The following is a 19,042-nucleotide window of genomic DNA, read 5'->3' as shown; positions in this document are numbered from 1 at the left end:
GCCGCACCTACAAAACACGCGAGGAAGCCCGGCAGGACGTGTTCGATTACATCGAGATGTTCTACAATCCGGTGCGCAAGCAGGTCAGGAACGGGATGCTGTCACCCGCCCAGTTCGAACGACAGCAGATTTTGAAAGCAGAAGGCGTCTAGAAAACTAGGGGCTACTCATTGATCCGGCAAGCCTGGAAACAGCGGCCCCGAAAGCCTCTTGGTTCTATGGCTACCGCAAGCTACCAAAGCGACCTTCTGGATCAGGGCGAAACCTGCTCGCCCAGCCCTGCCAGGAATCCACTTTGTCAAAGCGTCCTAGCCTTGCGCCCCGCTCTGGCTTGCCGTAGCGCAGCTTGCCATGGTCAGGTCGCGGCCTTTGAGTCATCCGGCCTAGTATGAGGCTTTGCGAAGATACTATATGAACGTCGAACAACCGTTCCCGGCCGAAACCACGCTTACGTGGCATCCTCATCCCGTTTTTGCATGGTTGAAGAAAAAGCGCTGGTTTGCCCTCTTCGTTATAGCCCCTACCCTTCTTGCAGCGGTCTATTACAGCTTTATCGCGTCGGATATCTATGTTTCGGAATCACGCTTTGTTGTTAAAAATCCTGACCAACATGGACCTCAGCTCTCGACGCTAGCAAACCTAGTTCAAACAACTGGGCTGTCTGGCGGACAGGAGCAGGCAAACGAAACTCTCGATTATGTGCGTTCACGCGACGCTCTGGAGGCATTGCAACGCAAAATCGACATTCGATCCCGTTACAGTTCATCTGCGGCGGATCGTTTGTCTCGTTTCCCGTTTCCACTGGGCGATCCTTCGTTTGAGGGATTATACCGATTTTATCGAAATATGGTGAGTGCTCAGCCTGATACCGAAACAGGTACGGCTGTGTTAAAGGTGAAAGCTTATACGCCCCGAGATGCGTACGAGATTAATCGCACATTGCTGTCGCTGAGCGAGGCCTTGGTCAATAAACTAAACGATCGAGCTCGCACGTCAGCGATCGCGGACGCGCAGCGCCAAGTTGATATCGCGACGCAGCGCGTGCGTAAGGCTCGTGTCGCGCTGGCAGAGTATCGTAATAGTCAGAAATTGATCGATCCCGCCGAGCAGGCAAGCGGCGTATTGGCGATTGCCAATGGTTTGGTCTCCCAACGAGTTGCTCTGCAGGCCCAGCTTGATCAGATGCAACGGTTGACGCCCGACAACCCTTCCATCCCTGCACTTCGCAGTCGGGTCGAGGCCCTTTCAGCTCAGATTGCTTCGCAAGACACCCGCGTCGTTGGCGGAGGAAATGGCAATATCGCATCCAAACTTGGCGGATACGAAAACCTTTACGTCGAGCAGGATTTTGCGACAAAGAATCTTGCCGCAGCTAGTGCTGCTCTGGTGCAGGCGAGAGCTGATGCAGTAAAACAACAATATTATCTCGAGCGTGTGGTTGATCCGAATTTTCCAGATGCTCCCTTGTTGCCTCATCGCCTGCTGTCAGTGATCATTGTGGCTGCTGCAGCGACTTGTCTCTATTTCATTGGGTGGATGTTGATTGTTGGCATCCTCGAACACGCTCCGGAGAAGTAAAGTGGCTGGCTCATCCTTTCGTCAGCTGCAGGATGGGTGGCGTATACAGGTGCGCGTGATACACGCGTTGATGATCCGTGAACTGACCACCAGGTTTGGGCGTGAAAATATCGGCTTCCTGTGGGTTATGGTAGAGCCTCTGCTGTTCGCCGGGTTTGTTTCGCTTCTCTGGCGCATCATGATCGGCCCAAAAGAGCATGGGCTCGAGATCGTTGCTTTCGTGGTCAGCGGATATTTGCCGCTGACCCTGTTTCGCCATTGCGTGGGGCGTTGTTCGGCCGTTTTCCAAGCCAACAGCAGTTTGATGTACCACCGCCAAGTCAAGGTGCTGGATTTTCTGGTAGTGCGAATGTTGATCGAACTTTTGGGCGGTATGATGGCCTATTTGTTCATCGCAACAATTTTGATCGTGTTCGATTTGTTCCCAGTACCATCCGATATAGGTTTGCTAATTTGCGGATGGATGGTCTATTTTTTGGTCACGTTTTCAATTTGTCTGGTAATTGCACCATTGTCAGAGATGTCGGAAGTGCTCGAAAAATTCCTTCCGGTGACAACGTATATCATGATCCCCTTCTCTGGCACGTTTAACATGGCCTCTTTTCTTACCCCGCCCGTGCGAGATGCGCTGCTCTGGTCCCCCTTCGTCAATTGTATGGAGATGATGCGTCAGGGCATATGGGGCGATCAGGTGAAGACATATTATGACATGACGGTTCCCCTTGTGTTCTCCATGATCTTGCTCCCTGTCGGCCTGATGCTATGTCGCCGCGTGCGCCAGACAATGGCGGTTGAATAAGCGTACGGACGTGAGGATGCAGGGATGATAATCTGCCGAGAAATCTGCAAGTCCTACAAGATGGGGCACGGTCGCAAGGACGTTTTGCGGGATGTGAATCTGGTGGTTGAACCCGGAGAGCGGGTGGCCCTGCTGGGGCGCAATGGTGCGGGAAAGAGCACCTTGATCAAACTCCTGGGTGGGGTGGAATTACCGGATTCGGGGCATATCGAGCGGCACATGTCGCTGTCGTGGCCGCTGGGTTTCTCCGGCGGGTTTCAGGGCAGCCTGACCGGTTATGACAATGCGCGCTTTATCGCCCGCATCTATGACCACGATTATGCCGAAATGAAGGCATTCGTGCAGGATTTCACCGAACTGGGGGCGCAGCTCCGCATGCCGGTGAAGACCTATTCCTCCGGCATGCGGGCGCGTCTGGCGTTTGCGCTGTCGCTGGCAATTGAGTTTGATTGTTACCTGATTGACGAGGTGATCCTGGTCGGCGACCAGAACTTCCAGCGCAAGTGCCATTTCGAACTGTTCGAAAAGCGAAGCGACCGGACAATGATCCTGGCTTCGCACAGCCCGGACATTGTCCATAATTTTTGCGACAGGGCATTGATCCTGCACCAGGGACAACTTCTGGCTTATGAAGATCTTGATGCAGCGATGGCTGCCTATGCAGCATTATAGGTAACGCGCCCCTTTGTAGGGGACGCGTCCATTCGGTTTCTACCAGCGCGGATCAGAGCTTGGCAATTTCCAAACATCCTCCAATTAATTGGGGCGCCGAATTATAAGTCCTATGGATGTGCAATCATAATCACCCAAGCGCAGTCGTAGATGTGGCTCGCCACGACCGTAGGGGGGTAAATCGACTACAGTTTCCGCAAAACCTTGTCCTATAGTCCAGTCCATCTGCTCCACATGGAAGCCATCGTGACGCAATTCCTCAGAAATACTATCTATGTCGCTTCGGCGGAAAAGGCATAAATTTTTATCATCAATAGTATTCTCATCAGAGGAAAGATTGAATTCAGTTGTGTGAACCATCATGCCGCCAGGCTTGAGAACATTTGCTGAGTTTCGAATGAAGCGCAAACCATGGCTCAGTGAACCTAAGTGCTCTAATGCGCATGCAGACCAACAGAAATCATATTTTTTTTCTTCTGATAATGGGATATTATTCATATCCATTTCAGAGAAAGTGACTAGGTCTCTAAACATACGATCGGTGCAAATTCCTCGATCATTAAGTCCAGATAGGTCAGCACTGTGTTCGGACGATTTTACCCAGCCAGCATCAATCGCACTTTGTAGACTTTGATCTGTTGCAACAATCTCACATCCAAAAGAAGCAAACAGCGCCGGAAGAGGCTCGCGGCCAACACCAAAAGCAAGGCCTTTCTTGCCTGGGGCAAGAAAACCGCGCTCGTAAAGTGCTTGTGCGATATATATAAACTCCCATTGCTTTCGCATGAAGCGAGGTTTTTCTTTCATTGCCTTGGACCAAAAGCGATATTGATTTAATCCAAAGTGAGATTGTTGGCATAAAGTAGATGTGAACGGAACCGTTTCTGGGCGTGTTTCAATGAAATCGTCTTTCCCGAAAAACGCCATGTACAAATTATTTTCATCATCTCCTTTATATGCTATGCTTTCGGCCAAATATCTTTGAAAATTATTATTTTCTAAATGGGTTTTAATGTTGTTGATTTTATCAATTGCGTAAGAATGAAAAAAATCAATCGATTTCTCTATATTTTGAATTTCTTCATATATATTTTTGATCATTAAATTTCCCCTATTTATATTTACAATATGGAAATGACGGATTTCCATATTGTACTCACAAATTTTGGATCATATTTTCGTATTACTGTCCGCTGTCCTAACGCGGCGAGTTCTTGCCGCCAAGCGGGGACTTCCACCATTTTCCTCATCAACCGAGCGGCCTCGGTAACGTCTGGCTCAGACCACTGCTGACCAGTGCCGAACGGATATTCGCCTTGCGCAACATCGCGCAGGACAAACGGAACCAGGGCAGCGGTACCCGGTACGGTGAAGTCCATATTTCCGGAGTGGCCGGTCACCACCACCGGCTTGCCCAAGGCCATACACTCGGCGATATTGCGTCCGAACCCCTCGCTGCGATGGAGCGAGACGAAACAGTCGATTGAGCGCCAAAGATCCAGCAGGCGTCCGCGGTCGAGCGATTGCGTTACCAGATGAATGCGCGGATCCCCGTCAATCGCTGCGAGTACTTTCTGCCAGGAGGGATCATTCTCGGCGCGCAATCCCTTGATGACCAGCCCTACCGATTGATCATCGGGTGCGAAGGCCTGACGAAAGGCAGCAATTGTCAGCAGAGGTGCCTTGCGTGCAAAGCCGGATAGGCCATCATATGCAAAGCCGAATAGGAAGGGGCTATCCGGCAAGCTAAAGTCACGTCGGCTTTGACCGCTGCTTTCCTGAGCGGTAACAGCAAAAGGCATGTGTCGCACAGGGATCGGCGCGGACCGGCAAAAGGCATCGTAAGTGAAGCGACTGGATGCCCAGATCTCGTCCATCAAGCTGTAGGCCTGGTGCCACAATTTTGGCAATTCTGGCAGTTCCCAGGGCCAGAACCCGATATTGTGATGATGGGCAATCGCGGCAGTTCCGCCAAGTGCCTGAACTGCCGCGAGGGTGCTGGGTGCGGTCATGGCGAACAAGTTGATGGCATAAGGTAAGCTGTCGGAGACATCGCTTCCGATCGCTTCCTCGTCTGGCAGGTTGGGGCCGGCCGGTACGTCCCTGATTGTATAGGGAATACCGGCTTCCTTGAGCACCAGTGCAGCCATTCGCAAGTCCTCCGACACGCCGCTGCGACTGCGAGCATGGCCGAACAGATTGACACCGAACGGTTTCTGATGTGCCGGACGGCGGATGAGCGGCGGGGCCAATCCTATCAGCGGGTGCCTTAGGATGGGAAAGGTTTGCGCGCCCTCACCCTTGCACCAGGCTGCGAAGGCGGGGTCGATAGGACCGGTGAAGCGCTGGGCAAGATCCGGCCCGCTGCGCCAGAGGCAGCCGAAAAGGTATGGGATTCCAGGAGCATCGCGGGCTGGCGACCGCAATATGTGTGCATCCGTGGCAGAAAGAAACGAGCCCAGGTTCGCTGCCATCAGGCCGTGCGCAAAGAACCAGTCGAGCATATTGCGCTGCCCCGAGGGCGTGCGCAGCGCCGGGCGGCTTATCCCGGCCTGACGAGCCATTCCCCACATCAGCCGGGTAATGGGCAGAGCATCATGCTGCGCCAATCCCGGCATACGACTGTTCAGTGCCAGCAGAACGGAATCGCCTGCTTCATCGAAGCGCAGGCCAAACTCGCTGAAGCCATGGCAAATATACCACCAGACAAGCTGCTCGCGCCCAGCAGAAGTGGCGAGATTGAAGGCAGCCTGCAAATCCGCTCGTTCGCGCCAGATCAGCAGCGCGCGCGCCGGAATCGTGATGCCGGAAGGCAGCGCTCGTCGACGTTGCCACGGCCATCTGCGACGATAGACTACCATCCCGTGACTTTGGTTTGCCTCATCCACGAAAGTGGCGCGCCATGCGGGTCAGTAAGCTAGGCCGAGTTTTGATCGCCTCACCCAGCCAGCTGTTCCTGCGTCTGAGCCCATCAGTGATGGAAATCGGTTCACGTAGTTTCAGCCGGCCTAGCGCCTCGTCCGAAAAGGCGGGAGTGTACCAGATACAATCCTCGAAATAATAATGTGTCACTTGCGACCAGCGCGTCAAGGTGGTGTCACTCTGGGGACTGCCACCATGGAGCAGGTTGGCAGTCCAGATCAGAGCCTGACCCTTCTTGGCCAAAAAGGACTCTTCGGTCGCGCCATGCACCTCGCTAAGCGCGCGCCAGCTTTGAGCGAAGGGTGTTTGTGCGGATTCCAGCGTGCTGTCATGCCCCCGCCGGCCGATCAAGCTGTTGTTTAACAGCGGCCAGCGATGAGAGCCTGGCACGTAGAACAGCGGCCCTGCGTTGGGGCCGATGTCTTCCATTGCCAACCAGACCCCGCACATGAAACGCTCTGGCAGGCTGGAGAAGTGGATTGCATCGGTATGAGCCGGTTGTTGGGTGCCTACAGGGAAGTTCAATGTCTGGAAGGGAAAGGCGGTGCGCCCGTACAGTTTGCTCAGAAGGTTGAGCACGGCTTGATTGACAGCGATCGCGCGCACATCCTGGTCAAACTTCCAGGCGTCCTGAATGCGCTGATCGCCGGCGGCGACCTTTGTATAGCGGGGACTGAGGTTGGCCTTGATCCGCTCGATACGGGCATCGAGATCGCTGTCAGGAAAGTCCAGCACGGCGAAGCCGTGCTGGTGCAGGTCGGCTGCGATCCGGCCTTCTTCGGGTGTTAGGCCCATGGATGGCCGCTGCATCGGGAAAAGGGGTGATTCAACCAGCGGTACGCCGGGGAAAGGGTTGGTCTTAGCGGAAGTCACCGATTTTCCTGTCACTATGGGCAATCGGAATAGACTGCTACAATGCTGTCGATCACGATTGAAGAGCGCTTCTGGCTTCCTCACCAATCATTTCATTTACGGCTCATATATCTCATACGGTCGGCGAGCATGCGCGCGCCTCGACTTACGCCATTGCGTTGGCGGGTTACCGCCCAGAGTAGTTGTTTGAAATCACGGCGGATTGTCCCAAGATTATCGAGTTCGTGATATATCGACCAGAATGGATCGACGCCGATCGCGCGTGGCATGTTGAAGACACCGTGGTAGCCGAAGGCGGTTTCCACATCCCCTGCCCGTTCAGCCGCAAAAAGGTCGGCAAGTTCGCGCGAAGCGAAGCGCATACCCTGGCTTTCAAGCCAGGCGCGGTTGGTGCGGCCGATGGCGATATCCTCGGGATGCATGGATATGAACTGTGCTGCACGGCAGGCCTCCATAAGTCGTCGGCTGCGTAGCGAGAAACCGCCATTGCCAACGTCGTACCCGTCATCAAATTGGGGCCAACTGGCTCCAATATAGTCATAAAATAGGAACTGCGGCTGCCAGCGCCTCGCGTCCAGCAGATGTCCATCCCATTGCGTGACAAGGCAGTGGGAGGTTTCGATATGATCCACCAGTCTCTTCAGCATGAAGTCGGAATACGCAGCCGAGGAAGCGAGCCGAGCGATCGGCACGACCTCAATTCCCGGATGGTGGAGTTGCAGCGGGGTATCGGTTAGGAGTTTGCAGGCGCCGAAGCTTATGTGGTCCAGGCTGACCTCAAGCGCGCGCACGGTGGCTGCAATATTCACCGAGGTTACCGCGCAGAGCGTTACCTGTGGCAAAGCTAGTGAGGTTTCAGGGGGATAGCGCTTGATCGTCACTGCAAGTACCTAAAGTCCTACCACGAAATGCTCGCTGAACCGATTGAGCTGTGGGTGATGATAAGGGTCTACCCCCTCGCCCGTGTTCCACCGGGCCTTGAGCGCCGCCAGTTCGTTTGCGAGCCGGGCCGCGCCCACGGGATCGCGGTCGAACCCGCGCGACACGGATTCATGATGCACTAGCTTCGCGCGGGGTTCGTAGAACGTTTGCCATCCCTGCGCATTCAGTCGCATGCATAAGTCGACATCGTTGAAGGCAACTGCAAAGTTCGCCTCATCGAGGCCACCCACCGCCTCGTAGCGGTGACGCGACACGACCAGACAAGCGGCAGTCACTGCCGAGACGAACTGGGGCAGTGCGTGTCGCCGGAAATAGCCCTCCTCCTCCGGGGGCAACAGGCGATGAGCATGGGCAGCCCCGCCTCCGACGCCCAATACTACGCCGGCGTGCTGGATACGTCCGTCGGGATATAGCAACTGCGCGCCCACCGCGCCAACATCGTCGCGCAGGGCCTGGTGTGCCATGATCTCTAGCCAATCAGGTGCCAAGACCTCGATGTCATTGTTGAGCATGCACAGTAGTTCCCCCTTGGCCTGCCGGGCCGCTCGGTTGTTGAGAGTCGAGAAGTTGAATGGCCCCGGCGCGCGCAACACTTGGTGCCGTGCGGGATCAAGCGCATCAAGGTAGGCGAGCGTTGCGGGATCGTCGCTGCCATTGTCTACAACGATCACATCCAGTTCGGGATAGTTGGTGCGAGCCAGTCCCTCGATACAGGTACGTAGCAAATCGATTCGGTTACGCGTGGGTATAATGACGCTGACCGGCGGCAGCCGATCGATCATTACGGGGGCGGCGGGTATAACGGGAGCAGGTCGCGTGCGGCGGTGGTGTAAGACATACGGAAGGTGGAGCGGTGCGCTTTCTTTCCCGGTTGTCGTAGCCTTCTCTACCGCCGCTGCGATGAGCTGTGCAGCCCAGTCCGGTCCCGAGACTGCGGCAAGCTGGAGTGCATCTGCACGCACGATGCAGGTGCCAGTCAAATAGTCGAAGTGATGGTAGAGCTCGGTATTCCATCTCGGTTTGAAATGGGGGGCATGGCGTTCCCCGTTGTCATCGACGAGATCATCATCGGCATAGACGATGCACGCTTGCGTGACCGCGGCGGTGTGGCGATAGGCAGCAGAGGCACCTGATGCCAGTACGTCTCCAGCGGCAAGCGGCATGAGCCATGGATCCTCGACCCAGTCTATATGACGGGCCGCGTCGCCGGGACCGGGGATGTCCGGTGTGCCCACCACCAGCACAGGCATGCGTTCACGTTCGAGGCTGCGCAGTGTTTTTTTCAACGCGCCCTGCTCCGCGTTAGCGTCAACCAGAACAACGATTGGCGGACCGCTCCAGCTGCCCTCAGAGGGCAGCTGTTCACCACGCAACCACAAACGATAGGCTAGTGGAGAATCCGCAAGTAGCGGTGCAAACCGCGCACGGGCCCGCACCCGCTTACCGCACAAACGCCACCAAGCGGCCGTCAGGTAAGCGCGTGGCGTGTGCAGTAGCGCACGGATATGGATGCGCAGCAGTAACCATGAACTGCCATTTGAGGCTTTGGGCCGAACCGAGAATTGAGCCGGAAGTCCAGAGTGTACCGTAGGCATGGTAGCTGTCGATAGTCGTTTGCTTGCAGGGGGCCAAGCGGAAACCTATATGGGAGCTACCAGATAGCTATCTGGTATTTTCTGCAATCCTTAAGGATACCATAAAGATATTATAAAGATATCGAATTGACCAGATAGCTATCTGATAGCTATCTGGTATTGGAAAGGGAGGCGCACTCATGCCCACAATCGTCTTTGTTAGCCCCAAAGGAGGGGTCGGTAAGACCACTGCCGCGTTGCTGCTCGCTTCGGAACTCGCACGGGCTGCTAAGGTTACGGTGGTCGATGCGGATCCCAATCGTCCCATTGCGACTTGGGGAAAGAACGCGCAGGTGCCGGACAACCTTTCCATCCTCGCCGACGTGGACGAGGACACAATTATAGACCAGATTGAGGAAGCTGCGGCCAAGACGCCTTTCGTTGTCGTTGACCTTGAAGGCACGGCAGCCAAGATCGTACTTCTGGCCGTCAGCCAAGCCGACTTGGTAGTGATCCCTATGCAGGGCTCGCAACTCGATGCTGAGCAGGCGGGGCGGGCGATCCGGGTGCTACGCCAGCACGAGAAGATGACGGGCAGGGCGGTCCCATTTGCCGTACTGCTTACGCGCACCAGTCCAATTATTCGCACGCGCACCATGGGTCATATCCAGACTGGCCTCGTCGATGCGGGAGTTCCGCTATTTGACACCCAACTCAACGAGCGTGAGGCTTTCCGCGCGTTGTTCTCATTCCGTCAGACACTGGAGAACCTCGACGAAAAGGATGTGCCCAACCTCGATAAGGCAATGCTCAACGCTGAGCAGTTTGCCGCCGAAGTGATTGCGCGTCTGCGCGACAGTCGCACTTGTCCGCAAAATAAGACGGAGGCTGCACAATGAGCCGTGCCAATCCTTTCGGCGATCTCGACGACTTCGCGCCTAGCCCTACCGCCAAGCCAGTACCTTCAGAGGCGATCGATGAGATCGCACAGGCCAGCGGTTTTCCAAGTCGCAAAGCGCCCGGCAAAATGTCAGATCAGGGCAGGGCTGCGCAGGATATTCCACAAGCACGTACGCCGCGACGCCGTACAACTGGGCGGAACCGGCAGATAAACATAAAGGCAACCGAGAGTACGATTGAGCGTCTTTACCGCGTAGCTGACGTTCTTGATCTGCCGTTAGGTGCAGTGCTCGAACAAGCGTTAGATGCGCTCGAACAAGAAAAGGATATCAATGTGGTATCTGGGGCTAGCACCGTTCCGGATATTTGAATGATATCTTATGAAATTATATATATTACAATCGTTTGCTGACTTTTAAGCGCGGTGCGGCGTTGCGCCGCCATCTCTGCCTTTGGCGATGGCTGTCGCCAAAGGCATTCAAGGGCGCAACACGTTGGAGCTAGTTACTTGGTATCCTCTTGGTACTATTTTGTTTTTGAAGCTGTCAGGAGAGCGCCAGCATTGCCAGTACTTCATCGTTGAGTGAAGCGGCGCGTTCGGGCGTAGTGCTTTCTGTATAGCAGCGCAGTTCGGGAGCATTGCCGCTGGGGCGCAGATGGATGATATCATCGTTCATGAAAGTGATACGCAGACCGTCCGTGACATCAAAGGTGCTTGCTGCGCCTGCTAGATCACCGAACATTTTGGTCGCGCGGTCGATAATTTCTGCCTTTGATCCTTCCTGAAGGTCAGCGAGCAGGGCCTTGCTCCGTTCGGTCGGAAAGTCCTTAAGCCTTTCACTGAAAGTGTAGCGTAGCGGCAGATCTCGCGTCAGCGAAGACAAAGCAACGCTTCGGCGCCGCGCCTCCACCAGCACCGCAAGCATTGGCAGGACCGCGTCGCGGGTAGGAAGTGGGGCCAATGTACGTCGATTTGCTTCGACCGGTGTGGCTAGCAGGAAGCCGCCATTGGCTTCGTAACCACAGATGGTGATCGGTGCCGATCCAGTAGCAAGCGCATTCATCGCCTCGATCACATAGGGCGAGCCAATACGAGTGCGGCGCACATCACGAAATGAGCCAGACAGTTCCACTGCCGAATTGCAACTTACCGGGGTCGCGACAGCTTCGATTTCTAGGGCTTGGGCGCACAGGATGCCCAGCACGTCGCCCCGCATCCACAGGCCGGTTTCGTCCGCCAGCAACGGGCGATCTGAATCTCCATCGCTGGAGAGGATCGCGTCGAGATCCAGTTCCTGCGCCCAGGTTCGAGCTAGCGCCTGATCTTCTGGACGGACCGCCTCGGTATCAACGGGAATAAAGGTTTCCGATCGGCCGAGACGGACGACTTCTCCACCGAGTTGGCTGACGATCGCGGCCAGAACATCCCGGCCTACGGCCGAATGCTCGTAGATGCCGAGTTTCAGCCCGCGCAGCGCATTGGGACCGAAAAATCGGGCATAGCGGGCGACATAGCCGGTTTCGGCGTCAACCAGTGGGCCGCAGTCTTGCGCTTCCTTGAGCATGTCGGCGGCGTCGAACAGATCGGGCAGGGTCACTTCCTGCGCGCGCATGGCCAGTTCGTCGGGTTTGAGAACTTCGCCGTCGATGCGGTTGAACTTGATGCCATTGCGGTCGTCGGGAATGTGGCTGCCGGTTACCATCAGCGAAGGGATCCCGCGTTCGAAGCCATAGGCCGCGACGGCGGGGGAAGGCACGAAGCCGCAAAATGCGATCTGTCCGCCCATGTGGCGTATGGCGGCAGCGCAGGCAGCCAGAATGCGTGGCGAAGATGGGCGCAGATCGCCAGCGATTGCGACCGTCGTGCCCGGCATGAATTGTCCGATACTACCGAGGTGCTGCAGGAAAGCGCAGGTGTAGGCGAAGCATACCGCGTCGGTCATCGCACTGACGAGGCCTCGCGCCCCGCTGGTTCCGAAAGCCACGCCGGAGCGCGACATCAGGTCGGTAATCGATACGGTATGGGGCATGGGTTCTCGCAAATTCTGTTCGGCAGGCTTCGGGGAGGGGGCCAGGGCGCCTTTTTATTCGGCGACTTGAAGCATCGGGGCTTTGAGGGCTTCGGTAACCTTGCCGACCTTTTGGGATTCGCCTCGGCGCAGGATCATCACCTCGCCTTGCGATACGACGACGATCAGGTCGTCCACGTCGACCAGCGTGACGCGCGGTCCATCTGTATGGACGAGGCAGTTGTTTGCCCCGAGCGCAAGCGCCTGGCCGCGAACAGCATTGCCGTCCGCATCCTTGTCGCTGACGGCATGAAGCGAATCCCAGCTACCTACGTCCGACCAGCCCATGTCGACCGGTACGCAGGCAACCCGATCTTCATGCTCCATGATGGCATAGTCGACCGATTCCGAAGGGCAATCCGCGAAGGTTTGGGCATCGGGGGAAACGTGCCTGCCGTTTCGCGTTGCTCCCGCCAGTGAGGCGGTGACAGCACTCAGCATTTCGGGCTGATGCCTGGTGAGAGCTGCCAGATAGGCGTCGGCGCGGAACAGAAAAATCCCAGCGTTCCAAGCATGGCCGCCTTCCGCGAGCATTTCAGCAGCACGGACAGCATCAGGCTTTTCTACGAAACGCGTGACTTCATACACCCGATCGGTGGAAGTCGCGTCCATCTTGATGTAGCCATATCCTGTCTCGGGGCTGTCCGGTGTGATCCCAAACGTAACGAGCCAGCCTTCGGTCACGAGAGGCAGCGCATAAGTAATGGCTGCATGGAAGGCGGCAAGATCAGTGATTATATGGTCGCTCGGCATCACCAGCAAAGCGTCGCTTGGATCCGCCTCAAGCGCGGCCAAGGCAATGGCGGGAGCCGTGTTGCGGCCAAAAGGTTCCAGCAGAACGAGATAGTCTTCGATGCCGGAAGCGCTGAGCTGTTCGTCGATGATGTCTGCATGTGCTGCGTTAGCGACCAAAATCGGCCGCTTTACGGCGGCCGGAATGTAGCTCTTCGTGCGTCCCACGGTGAGCTGCAGCATAGTTTCTTCTGCCGTAAGGGGTAACAATTGCTTCGGGCGTTCGGGCCTGGATACGGGCCAAAGCCGGGTGCCGAATCCGCCGGACAGAACGACGGGAACGATTGTAGTGGTGTTCATCATAACTCGCGATTGAAGGAGGCCAGCCCCAACGAAGCTAGGGCTTATGAAAACAGCTTTTGTTGGATGTCTATATGATGCTCTAATTTTTTATTTACATCACAGCCTTACCCGCTCCACTTCCGCCAGGGTGATTTCATCTGGGCGGCGGTCGTAGATTTGCGTCGTGCGGGTGGAGGCGTGGTTGGCCATGCGGGCGGCGTTCTCCAGCGTGCCACCGTTCTTGAGGTAGGTGGTGATGCCGGTGGCGCGGAAGGTGTGGTTGCCGATCTGCGTGGCAATTCCGGCGGCCTGTGCGCGCCGTCGCACCATTGCAAAGGCGTTGGGCTGGGTTAGCGGGCGTTCGCCGAGGCGCTTGGTCTCGCGCGCGAGCGTGCGGAACAGCGGTGCGCGCGGGACATTGATGGTGCAGCGCTCGATATATTCGGACAGGTATTCGTCGAGCAGATGGTGGCAGGGCATCTCGTGCCGCTTGCCGCCTTTCTCGTGCAGGCGCACCCACAGGCGGCGGCCCTGCACGAAGACGTCCTCGCGTTTCATGGCCAGTGCCGCGCCGACGCGCGCGAAGCTGTAGACCATCAGGCCGATCAGTGCCCGGTCGCGCAGGCCGATTTCGGTCGAGGTATCGATGGCTTCGATCAGTGCGCGGGCCTCGTCCGCCTCCAGAACCGGGGTGCGCCCGGTACGTGCGGTATGGGCCGGACCGCGGACCGAGGCGGCCGGATTGGTCGGCACCACTTGCCCCGTTACCAGCCAGTCGAACAGGTGCCGGACGGCAGCCAGTCTTTGTTTGACGGTCGGCGCGGAGAGCGAGGTGCCCAGTTCCTCGATCCAGCCTGCGACATGGATCGGTCCGATCTGCGTCAGGTCGCGCACGCCATGACGGGCGCACCAGATCAGGAAATCGCTGCTTGCCTTTGCATAAGCGCGTCGCGTGTTGGGATTGCGGATCGCGGCGGCAAAGAATTCGAGGAAGCGCGTGCGTGTTTGTGCAGGTGCATCGGCGATGATCGGGATCTGGGGGAGGACAAGGGCGCTTGATGGCATTCTGGGTGTCTGGTGTCCGTTTCAAGGGACTCTCGTCCCTTTCAGGTGTGATATGGTATTAATCCATGATAAAGGACATTATCAAATATTAAATCGCAAACTTCCCGCTGTGGGAATTTCCCCTTGTTTCCCGTATTGGGAAGATATACGAAGTTGCAACTGAACGTGGTTGAGCCCGCCAGAGGCGATTGCCGATTTCCATGACTGGGATTTTGACCTTCGGGTTCAGTCCTGAGGAGAATCCGGATGCATATCCGACCGATCAAGACCGACGACGATTACGAGGCGGCGCTGGGGCTTGTCGAAAGTCTATCCGGTGCCGCTGCAGGTTCGGAGCAGGGTGATCTGCTCGATGTCCTGGAGACGTTGGTAAAGGCCTATGAGCGCGATCGCTGGCTGAATGGGCAATTCGACCCCGTAGGCGCGATCGAGGCGGCCATGGCGATGAATGGCCGCACGCGGTCGGATCTTGCAGCGTTGCTGGGACAGTCGCGGGCCACCGAGATCCTGGGGCGCAAGCGGGCATTGACCTTACCGATGATCCGCAAGATCGCCCGGGCATGGGATCTGCCGGAGAAAGTCCTGGTGCAGGAGTATGCGCTCCATGCGTAAAAGCCCGGGACCTTGCAGGAGCATGAACCGATTCGTGCTTTCGAGTAGAAATTGTCGCACGATATGTGCTGCGCGCGGGATGAAGCGAAAATGACTGCCTCCACACCGCCCATGCCGCAGGGTGAGCTGTTCCTGCTGGATAGCCCGCTGACCGGAGAAATTCGCGGCGAACGCTCGCTTATGGCGTTTCCATTCTTTGCCTTGTCCAAGAATGCCTGGATGAAGCCGCTGGCCTATGCCACGCCGGATGTCTCGATTGAGGTTAGGCCCAGTGCGCGCGGTGTCGCGACGATCTATGACAAGGAAATTGTCCTTTATATTGCCAGCCTTATGTCGGCTAAGCTGGATGCCGGAGATAGCGTTTCTCAGGACTTCACCTTTACCGCGCATGACCTGTTCAGTGTAACTGGCGCGAACCATTCAGCGCGTTCCTATTCGCGTCTTTCGGATGCGCTGGAACGACTGCAGGGCACCCAGATCCGCACCAATATCGAGGCGGGCGGGGAGGGCGAGGAAGGCTTCTTCTCGTGGCTGTCAGAAGCGCGACTGCAATATGCAAGATCAGGAAAAAAAGGCGAAAAACGCCTGAAAGCGGTGAAAGTCCGCCTCTGCGACTGGCTGTTTCGCGCGATCCTGCGCGATCGGCAGGTGCTGAACTACGCGGCTACCTATTTTCAGTTGGGGCCGATTGAGCGGCGCATCTACGAAGTGGCCCGCTCGACCTGCGTGGACGGTGAAGCGCTGGAGATTGATCTTGCGACGTTCCGGCTGCAAATCGGTTTTCAGAACCAGTTGGCCAATTTTCGCACAGCCATGCGTCAGATTGTCGCTGAAAATGCCATTCCCGATTATCACATGGAACTGGTGGACGAGGCATATGATGTTGAAAGTACAGGAAAACGTGGGCGAAGGGCGGCCAAGACCAAGATTGTCATAAAACGCCGCGCAGCAGGTGGTGGGAAGTTTGGCCGTCGCGCGCTTTCCGGAATTTAATTTCTACTCGAAAGCACGAATCTCCGGAGCAGAATGTGATGGTCTGTCCATCACAGTGCTTTCCCAAGATTCATGGATGACCCAGGATGATGGTCGACGTAATCCGCCCTACGGCCTGTAGCATTTCTTTTAAGCGGGAGTGAAGGGGAAGGCCCTGCTTCCGTTGCGATGACGACTAATTTACATCGTTACATGCTGGGATCAAACACCTGGACCATCACCAGATTAGCCCCGGCCATTTTGACATTTTTACCAAGGCATTGAACGCGGAATCCTTGGAAATCAGCACTAGCCCTCGTGTAATCGCTGTAGCTGCAATGACCCTATCAAAGGGGTCACGATGATCCCATTCCATCGTGGCAGCAAGTAGGCTGGCCTCTGGTGACACTTCCACCATGCGCCCGCCCTGCTCCTCCACCAAGGAAATCAGCCGGTCGAGGAATGGGGCCATCTCTGGCCATTTCCCCAATCGGACTTTCTGGCCAATCTCGAACAGGCTGATCGCGCTGATCGAAACGGTTTCAGCCTGTTCCATCGCCGCGATGGCGGCGGCGGAAAGGCGGGCATCCCCCGTCATGGACCATGCCCAGGCGTGAGTATCGAGCAGGAGATGCTTCACTCGTCGCCACCCTCCCAGAGGGCCAGCTCCGCATCATCCATAGGCTCGAAGAAATCCGGCCCCGGCCCTGCGATCTGGCCCTTGAGCACGCCGATCTTGAACCGGCTGCGCGGGAAGGGGACGATCTTGACCACCGGCTGTTTGCCCTTGGCGATCACAACCTCTTCCCCTGCAAGAACCGCCTCGATCAACTTGGAAAGATTGGTCTTTGCGGCATGGACCGTGACCTGCATGACAATATCCTTAGCTAAGTTAGCTATAACTATCTTATGCCGCAGGTTCTGCCTAGCCCTTAAAGCACCCCGATTGCGTCGCGATACATAAATCCATGATTATCGGCTTTCGACACAAAGGGCTTGAGAGCTTTTACCGCACCAACTCCACGTGAGGCATTCAGGCCGTCCATGCCAAAAGGCTGGCGATCATACTGGTCATCCTCGATGCGGCGACAGAGCCGCAGGATATGAACCAGTCTGGCCTACGGCTCCATGGTCTGAAGGGCGACCTGAAGGGCCATTGGTCAGTCTGCGTCAACGGCAACTGGCGCGTCACTTTCCGCTTTACCGGGGCCGATGTGGAACTGGTCGATTATTAGGATTACCATTGAAGGAACGCCGTCGTGATCCATAACCATCCCCATCCGGGCGAAGTGCTGAAGGAAACGGTTTTCGAGCCCCTGGGCCTGTCCGTGACCGAGGCGGCGGACCGCCTGGCCATGTCGCGTGTGCTCAATAGCAAAGCCGGGATCAGCCCCGATCTGGCGGTCCGGCTCGAAAAGGCCGGGGCCAGCAAGGCGCGCTTCTGGATGAACCTGCAAACCAACTATGACCTGTGGTGCGCCATGCAGCGCGAGCAACCGCCGATCCGACGCTTGCAGGACGCCGTTTGACATGAACAGCCCGGCCAGCACCGATCCCAGCAAGCTATGGCCAGCCACATGGAACCGTCCCCCTAATGGACGCAAGATCAGGGCATCGCCTACGAGACCGTGAGAGAGTCCTTCAATGACGTGATCGGGATATGCATGGCCCGCATTTACGCGGAGGAGGAAAAGAGCGATCCAAATCCTGATCGCCTTGCTTTCCTACGCCTCCGGATGGGCCAGTTCCATGAGTTGCGTCACGCCTTGAGCATAACGGATAACGCTTCGGTTGCTGAGATACAGCGCGATCTGTGCGCGATCATCCGGGCTGCGGTCCGAAACGCCTAACCGGAGACGGTTTTCAGCTTGGGACGGTTAGCCGCGCCCAGAACGATTTGCCAGCACTGCAGGACACATGACACCGAATGGCAAGGTTAGCCTTCGCCATCCATCGGTGTTCGTACACCGACCGGTTTCCAGGGCTGGCCGATGCGGGCCTCCAGCCTGTCGCGCAGGGACCAGAGCCAGCCCACCCGGCGCTCGGCGAGGCCCGGCAGGCTGAGCAGGTCGCCGCCGAGCCAGGGCAGGAACGGATTGCGGCGGGCGTAGGACCACAGTTCCACCCGCTCGCCGGGGCGGACCGAAAGTCCGCGCGCGTGGAAGCCCACGGTATCGGCGACCACCAGCGTATTGCCGGGCACGGCCAGTCCTTCGGGGGGAGGCAGGTTCATCGCCTCGCGCTCGGCCTCGGAGACGCGGGGCGAGCCGCGCGCGGAAAGCCGGTCGATGCTGCGCGGATCGGGCTGCGAGCGGCGGTGTTCCCAGGCGAGACGCTCGGGCGTGAAGCGGTGTGAACCGCGCACGAACGTAAACGGCCCTTCGTCCTCGGCAACGGGGTTGAGGAACAGCCAGGCTTTCAGCGACGAATGGAAGCTGTCGGCATGGATCGCCTCCTGCGGATCGGCCTCGTTCGAGCCGTCGTGGCTGACGATCGTCTGGATATAGTGCAGCGGCGTGGTGCGGAAGCTGGCGACATAATGGAACAGCGCGACGATATCTTCGCGTTCGAGCAGGGCCCGCAGCGCCGGGATCGCGGCAAGCATGGCCGGGTCGATCGCCATGCGACGCGTGATGGCATCGCCCTGTCGCATTTCGCGCGCCGGGGCCTCGTACGACAGAAGCGCTGCGCGCAGGGCTGGAAATTGCTCCGGCGCCACCACATCGGGGATCACGACGAAGCCGTCGCGATCGAACGCCGCACGCCAGTCCGGCCGGACCTTGTGCGCGAGGCGCCGTCGCCTCCAGTCGCACAGCGCGGCGGCGAGCCTGACCCGCTTCACATGCAACCCGCGCGCGTTGAGGCGCCGCGATCCGATCAGCGGATTGTCGAGAAAGCTCTTCGCGCCGGTCAGCAGTTGCAGCGCCCAGAAAGGCGCCAGCAGCACCTTTCCCATCGTCATAGTCTTGTCGCCTGCGGCCATGGCGTGG

General features: G+C 57.2%; 21 protein-coding genes. 10 read left to right on the top strand and 11 right to left on the bottom strand.

All coding sequences use genetic code 11. The annotated features are described in order from the left end of the window. The 4 genes from AC3EC3_RS18765 to AC3EC3_RS18750 all read left to right on the top strand — a co-directional run. Window positions 1–152 (top strand): IS3 family transposase (locus tag AC3EC3_RS18765; RefSeq protein ID WP_488491107.1); only part of this gene is annotated, 152 nt, incomplete at its 5' end. A 259-nt stretch (window positions 153–411) separates the two neighbouring features. Beyond that, the gene (locus AC3EC3_RS18760) at window positions 412–1,578 is read left to right on the top strand and encodes a KpsE/RkpR family capsule polysaccharide export protein (protein ID WP_488491104.1); all 1,167 of its coding nucleotides are present in this window, start codon (window positions 412–414) and stop codon (window positions 1,576–1,578) included. Window position 1,579: 1 nt separating this feature from the next. Then, window positions 1,580–2,377, top strand: a complete 798-nt coding sequence (locus AC3EC3_RS18755; RefSeq protein WP_488491103.1) for an ABC transporter permease — start codon at window positions 1,580–1,582, stop codon at window positions 2,375–2,377. A gap of 24 nt (window positions 2,378–2,401) precedes the next feature. Then, complete coding sequence (locus AC3EC3_RS18750; protein ID WP_488491102.1) at window positions 2,402–3,049, top strand: ABC transporter ATP-binding protein; 648 nt, start codon at window positions 2,402–2,404, stop codon at window positions 3,047–3,049. A gap of 84 nt (window positions 3,050–3,133) precedes the next feature. Here the strand turns inward: AC3EC3_RS18750 and AC3EC3_RS18745 are convergent, their stop codons facing one another. From AC3EC3_RS18745 to AC3EC3_RS18725, 5 genes are all read right to left on the bottom strand, one after another. Continuing rightward, window positions 3,134–4,198, bottom strand: coding sequence for an SAM-dependent methyltransferase (locus AC3EC3_RS18745; protein ID WP_488491101.1), 1,065 nt, complete (start codon window positions 4,196–4,198; stop codon window positions 3,134–3,136). Beyond that, entirely contained in the window at window positions 4,171–5,910 is a 1,740-nt protein-coding gene (locus AC3EC3_RS18740; RefSeq protein WP_488491100.1) for a glycosyltransferase family 4 protein, read from the bottom strand. The genes AC3EC3_RS18745 and AC3EC3_RS18740 overlap by 28 nt, the downstream gene beginning before the upstream one ends. A 19-nt stretch (window positions 5,911–5,929) precedes the next feature. Then, complete coding sequence (locus AC3EC3_RS18735) at window positions 5,930–6,781, bottom strand: phytanoyl-CoA dioxygenase family protein (protein WP_488491106.1); 852 nt, start codon at window positions 6,779–6,781, stop codon at window positions 5,930–5,932. 155 nt (window positions 6,782–6,936) lie between these two features. Next, a complete protein-coding gene (locus AC3EC3_RS18730; protein ID WP_488491099.1) occupies window positions 6,937–7,725 on the bottom strand; it encodes a DUF5672 family protein in 789 nt (262 codons plus the stop codon). Window positions 7,726–7,734: 9 nt separating this feature from the next. Then, window positions 7,735–9,159: a glycosyltransferase family 2 protein gene (locus AC3EC3_RS18725; RefSeq protein WP_488491098.1), complete on the bottom strand. Its 1,425-nt coding sequence runs from the start codon at window positions 9,157–9,159 to the stop codon at window positions 7,735–7,737. Between the two features lie 401 nt (window positions 9,160–9,560). Here AC3EC3_RS18725 and AC3EC3_RS18720 point away from each other — a divergent pair, with 401 nt between their 5' ends. Both AC3EC3_RS18720 and AC3EC3_RS18715 read left to right on the top strand, forming a co-directional pair. After that, window positions 9,561–10,259, top strand: coding sequence for a nucleotide-binding protein (locus AC3EC3_RS18720; RefSeq protein ID WP_488491097.1), 699 nt, complete (start codon window positions 9,561–9,563; stop codon window positions 10,257–10,259). Continuing rightward, the gene (locus tag AC3EC3_RS18715) at window positions 10,256–10,630 is read left to right on the top strand and encodes a hypothetical protein (RefSeq protein WP_488491096.1); all 375 of its coding nucleotides are present in this window, start codon (window positions 10,256–10,258) and stop codon (window positions 10,628–10,630) included. The genes AC3EC3_RS18720 and AC3EC3_RS18715 overlap by 4 nt, the downstream gene beginning before the upstream one ends. 175 nt (window positions 10,631–10,805) lie before the next feature. Here the strand turns inward: AC3EC3_RS18715 and AC3EC3_RS18710 are convergent, their stop codons facing one another. The 3 genes from AC3EC3_RS18710 to AC3EC3_RS18700 form a co-directional block, all read right to left on the bottom strand. Then, the gene (locus AC3EC3_RS18710) at window positions 10,806–12,290 is read right to left on the bottom strand and encodes a phosphomannomutase (RefSeq protein WP_488491095.1); all 1,485 of its coding nucleotides are present in this window, start codon (window positions 12,288–12,290) and stop codon (window positions 10,806–10,808) included. Between the two features lie 54 nt (window positions 12,291–12,344). Further along, window positions 12,345–13,424, bottom strand: coding sequence for a mannose-1-phosphate guanylyltransferase/mannose-6-phosphate isomerase (locus tag AC3EC3_RS18705; RefSeq protein ID WP_488491094.1), 1,080 nt, complete (start codon window positions 13,422–13,424; stop codon window positions 12,345–12,347). Between the two features lie 96 nt (window positions 13,425–13,520). Further along, the gene (locus AC3EC3_RS18700) at window positions 13,521–14,468 is read right to left on the bottom strand and encodes a tyrosine-type recombinase/integrase (RefSeq protein ID WP_488491093.1); all 948 of its coding nucleotides are present in this window, start codon (window positions 14,466–14,468) and stop codon (window positions 13,521–13,523) included. Between the two features lie 246 nt (window positions 14,469–14,714). Between AC3EC3_RS18700 and AC3EC3_RS18695 the strand changes: the two genes are divergently transcribed. Beyond that, window positions 14,715–15,080 (top strand): helix-turn-helix domain-containing protein, encoded by a 366-nt coding sequence (locus AC3EC3_RS18695; protein WP_488491092.1) that lies wholly within the window; start codon window positions 14,715–14,717, stop codon window positions 15,078–15,080. A gap of 90 nt (window positions 15,081–15,170) precedes the next feature. Then, on the top strand, window positions 15,171–16,073 hold the full coding sequence (locus AC3EC3_RS18690) for a replication initiator protein A (protein ID WP_488491091.1): 903 nt from the start codon (window positions 15,171–15,173) through the stop codon (window positions 16,071–16,073). A 217-nt stretch (window positions 16,074–16,290) separates the two neighbouring features. On the opposite strand, the gene AC3EC3_RS18685 is transcribed toward AC3EC3_RS18690, so the two are convergent. Together AC3EC3_RS18685 and AC3EC3_RS18680 are read right to left on the bottom strand one after the other, a co-directional pair. Beyond that, complete coding sequence (locus AC3EC3_RS18685; RefSeq protein ID WP_488491090.1) at window positions 16,291–16,692, bottom strand: type II toxin-antitoxin system VapC family toxin; 402 nt, start codon at window positions 16,690–16,692, stop codon at window positions 16,291–16,293. Beyond that, a complete protein-coding gene (locus AC3EC3_RS18680; RefSeq protein WP_488491089.1) occupies window positions 16,689–16,925 on the bottom strand; it encodes a type II toxin-antitoxin system Phd/YefM family antitoxin in 237 nt (78 codons plus the stop codon). The genes AC3EC3_RS18685 and AC3EC3_RS18680 overlap by 4 nt, the downstream gene beginning before the upstream one ends. 158 nt (window positions 16,926–17,083) lie before the next feature. On the opposite strand from AC3EC3_RS18680, the gene AC3EC3_RS18675 reads away from it, so the two are divergent. Both AC3EC3_RS18675 and AC3EC3_RS18670 read left to right on the top strand, forming a co-directional pair. Further along, window positions 17,084–17,287 carry a type II toxin-antitoxin system RelE/ParE family toxin gene (locus tag AC3EC3_RS18675; RefSeq protein ID WP_488491105.1) on the top strand — a complete coding sequence of 68 codons (204 nt, stop codon included), beginning with the start codon at window positions 17,084–17,086 and terminating at the stop codon, window positions 17,285–17,287. A 24-nt stretch (window positions 17,288–17,311) separates the two neighbouring features. Next, a complete protein-coding gene (locus AC3EC3_RS18670) occupies window positions 17,312–17,581 on the top strand; it encodes a HigA family addiction module antitoxin (protein ID WP_488491088.1) in 270 nt (89 codons plus the stop codon). Between the two features lie 407 nt (window positions 17,582–17,988). On the opposite strand, the gene AC3EC3_RS18665 is transcribed toward AC3EC3_RS18670, so the two are convergent. Beyond that, the gene (locus AC3EC3_RS18665) at window positions 17,989–19,014 is read right to left on the bottom strand and encodes a phytanoyl-CoA dioxygenase family protein (RefSeq protein WP_488491087.1); all 1,026 of its coding nucleotides are present in this window, start codon (window positions 19,012–19,014) and stop codon (window positions 17,989–17,991) included. Window positions 19,015–19,042 lie beyond the last annotated feature (28 nt).

The sequence above is a fragment of the Novosphingobium sp. BAM6 genome, from assembly GCF_057784955.1.
This window is presented reverse-complemented; position numbering and strand designations above follow the sequence as displayed.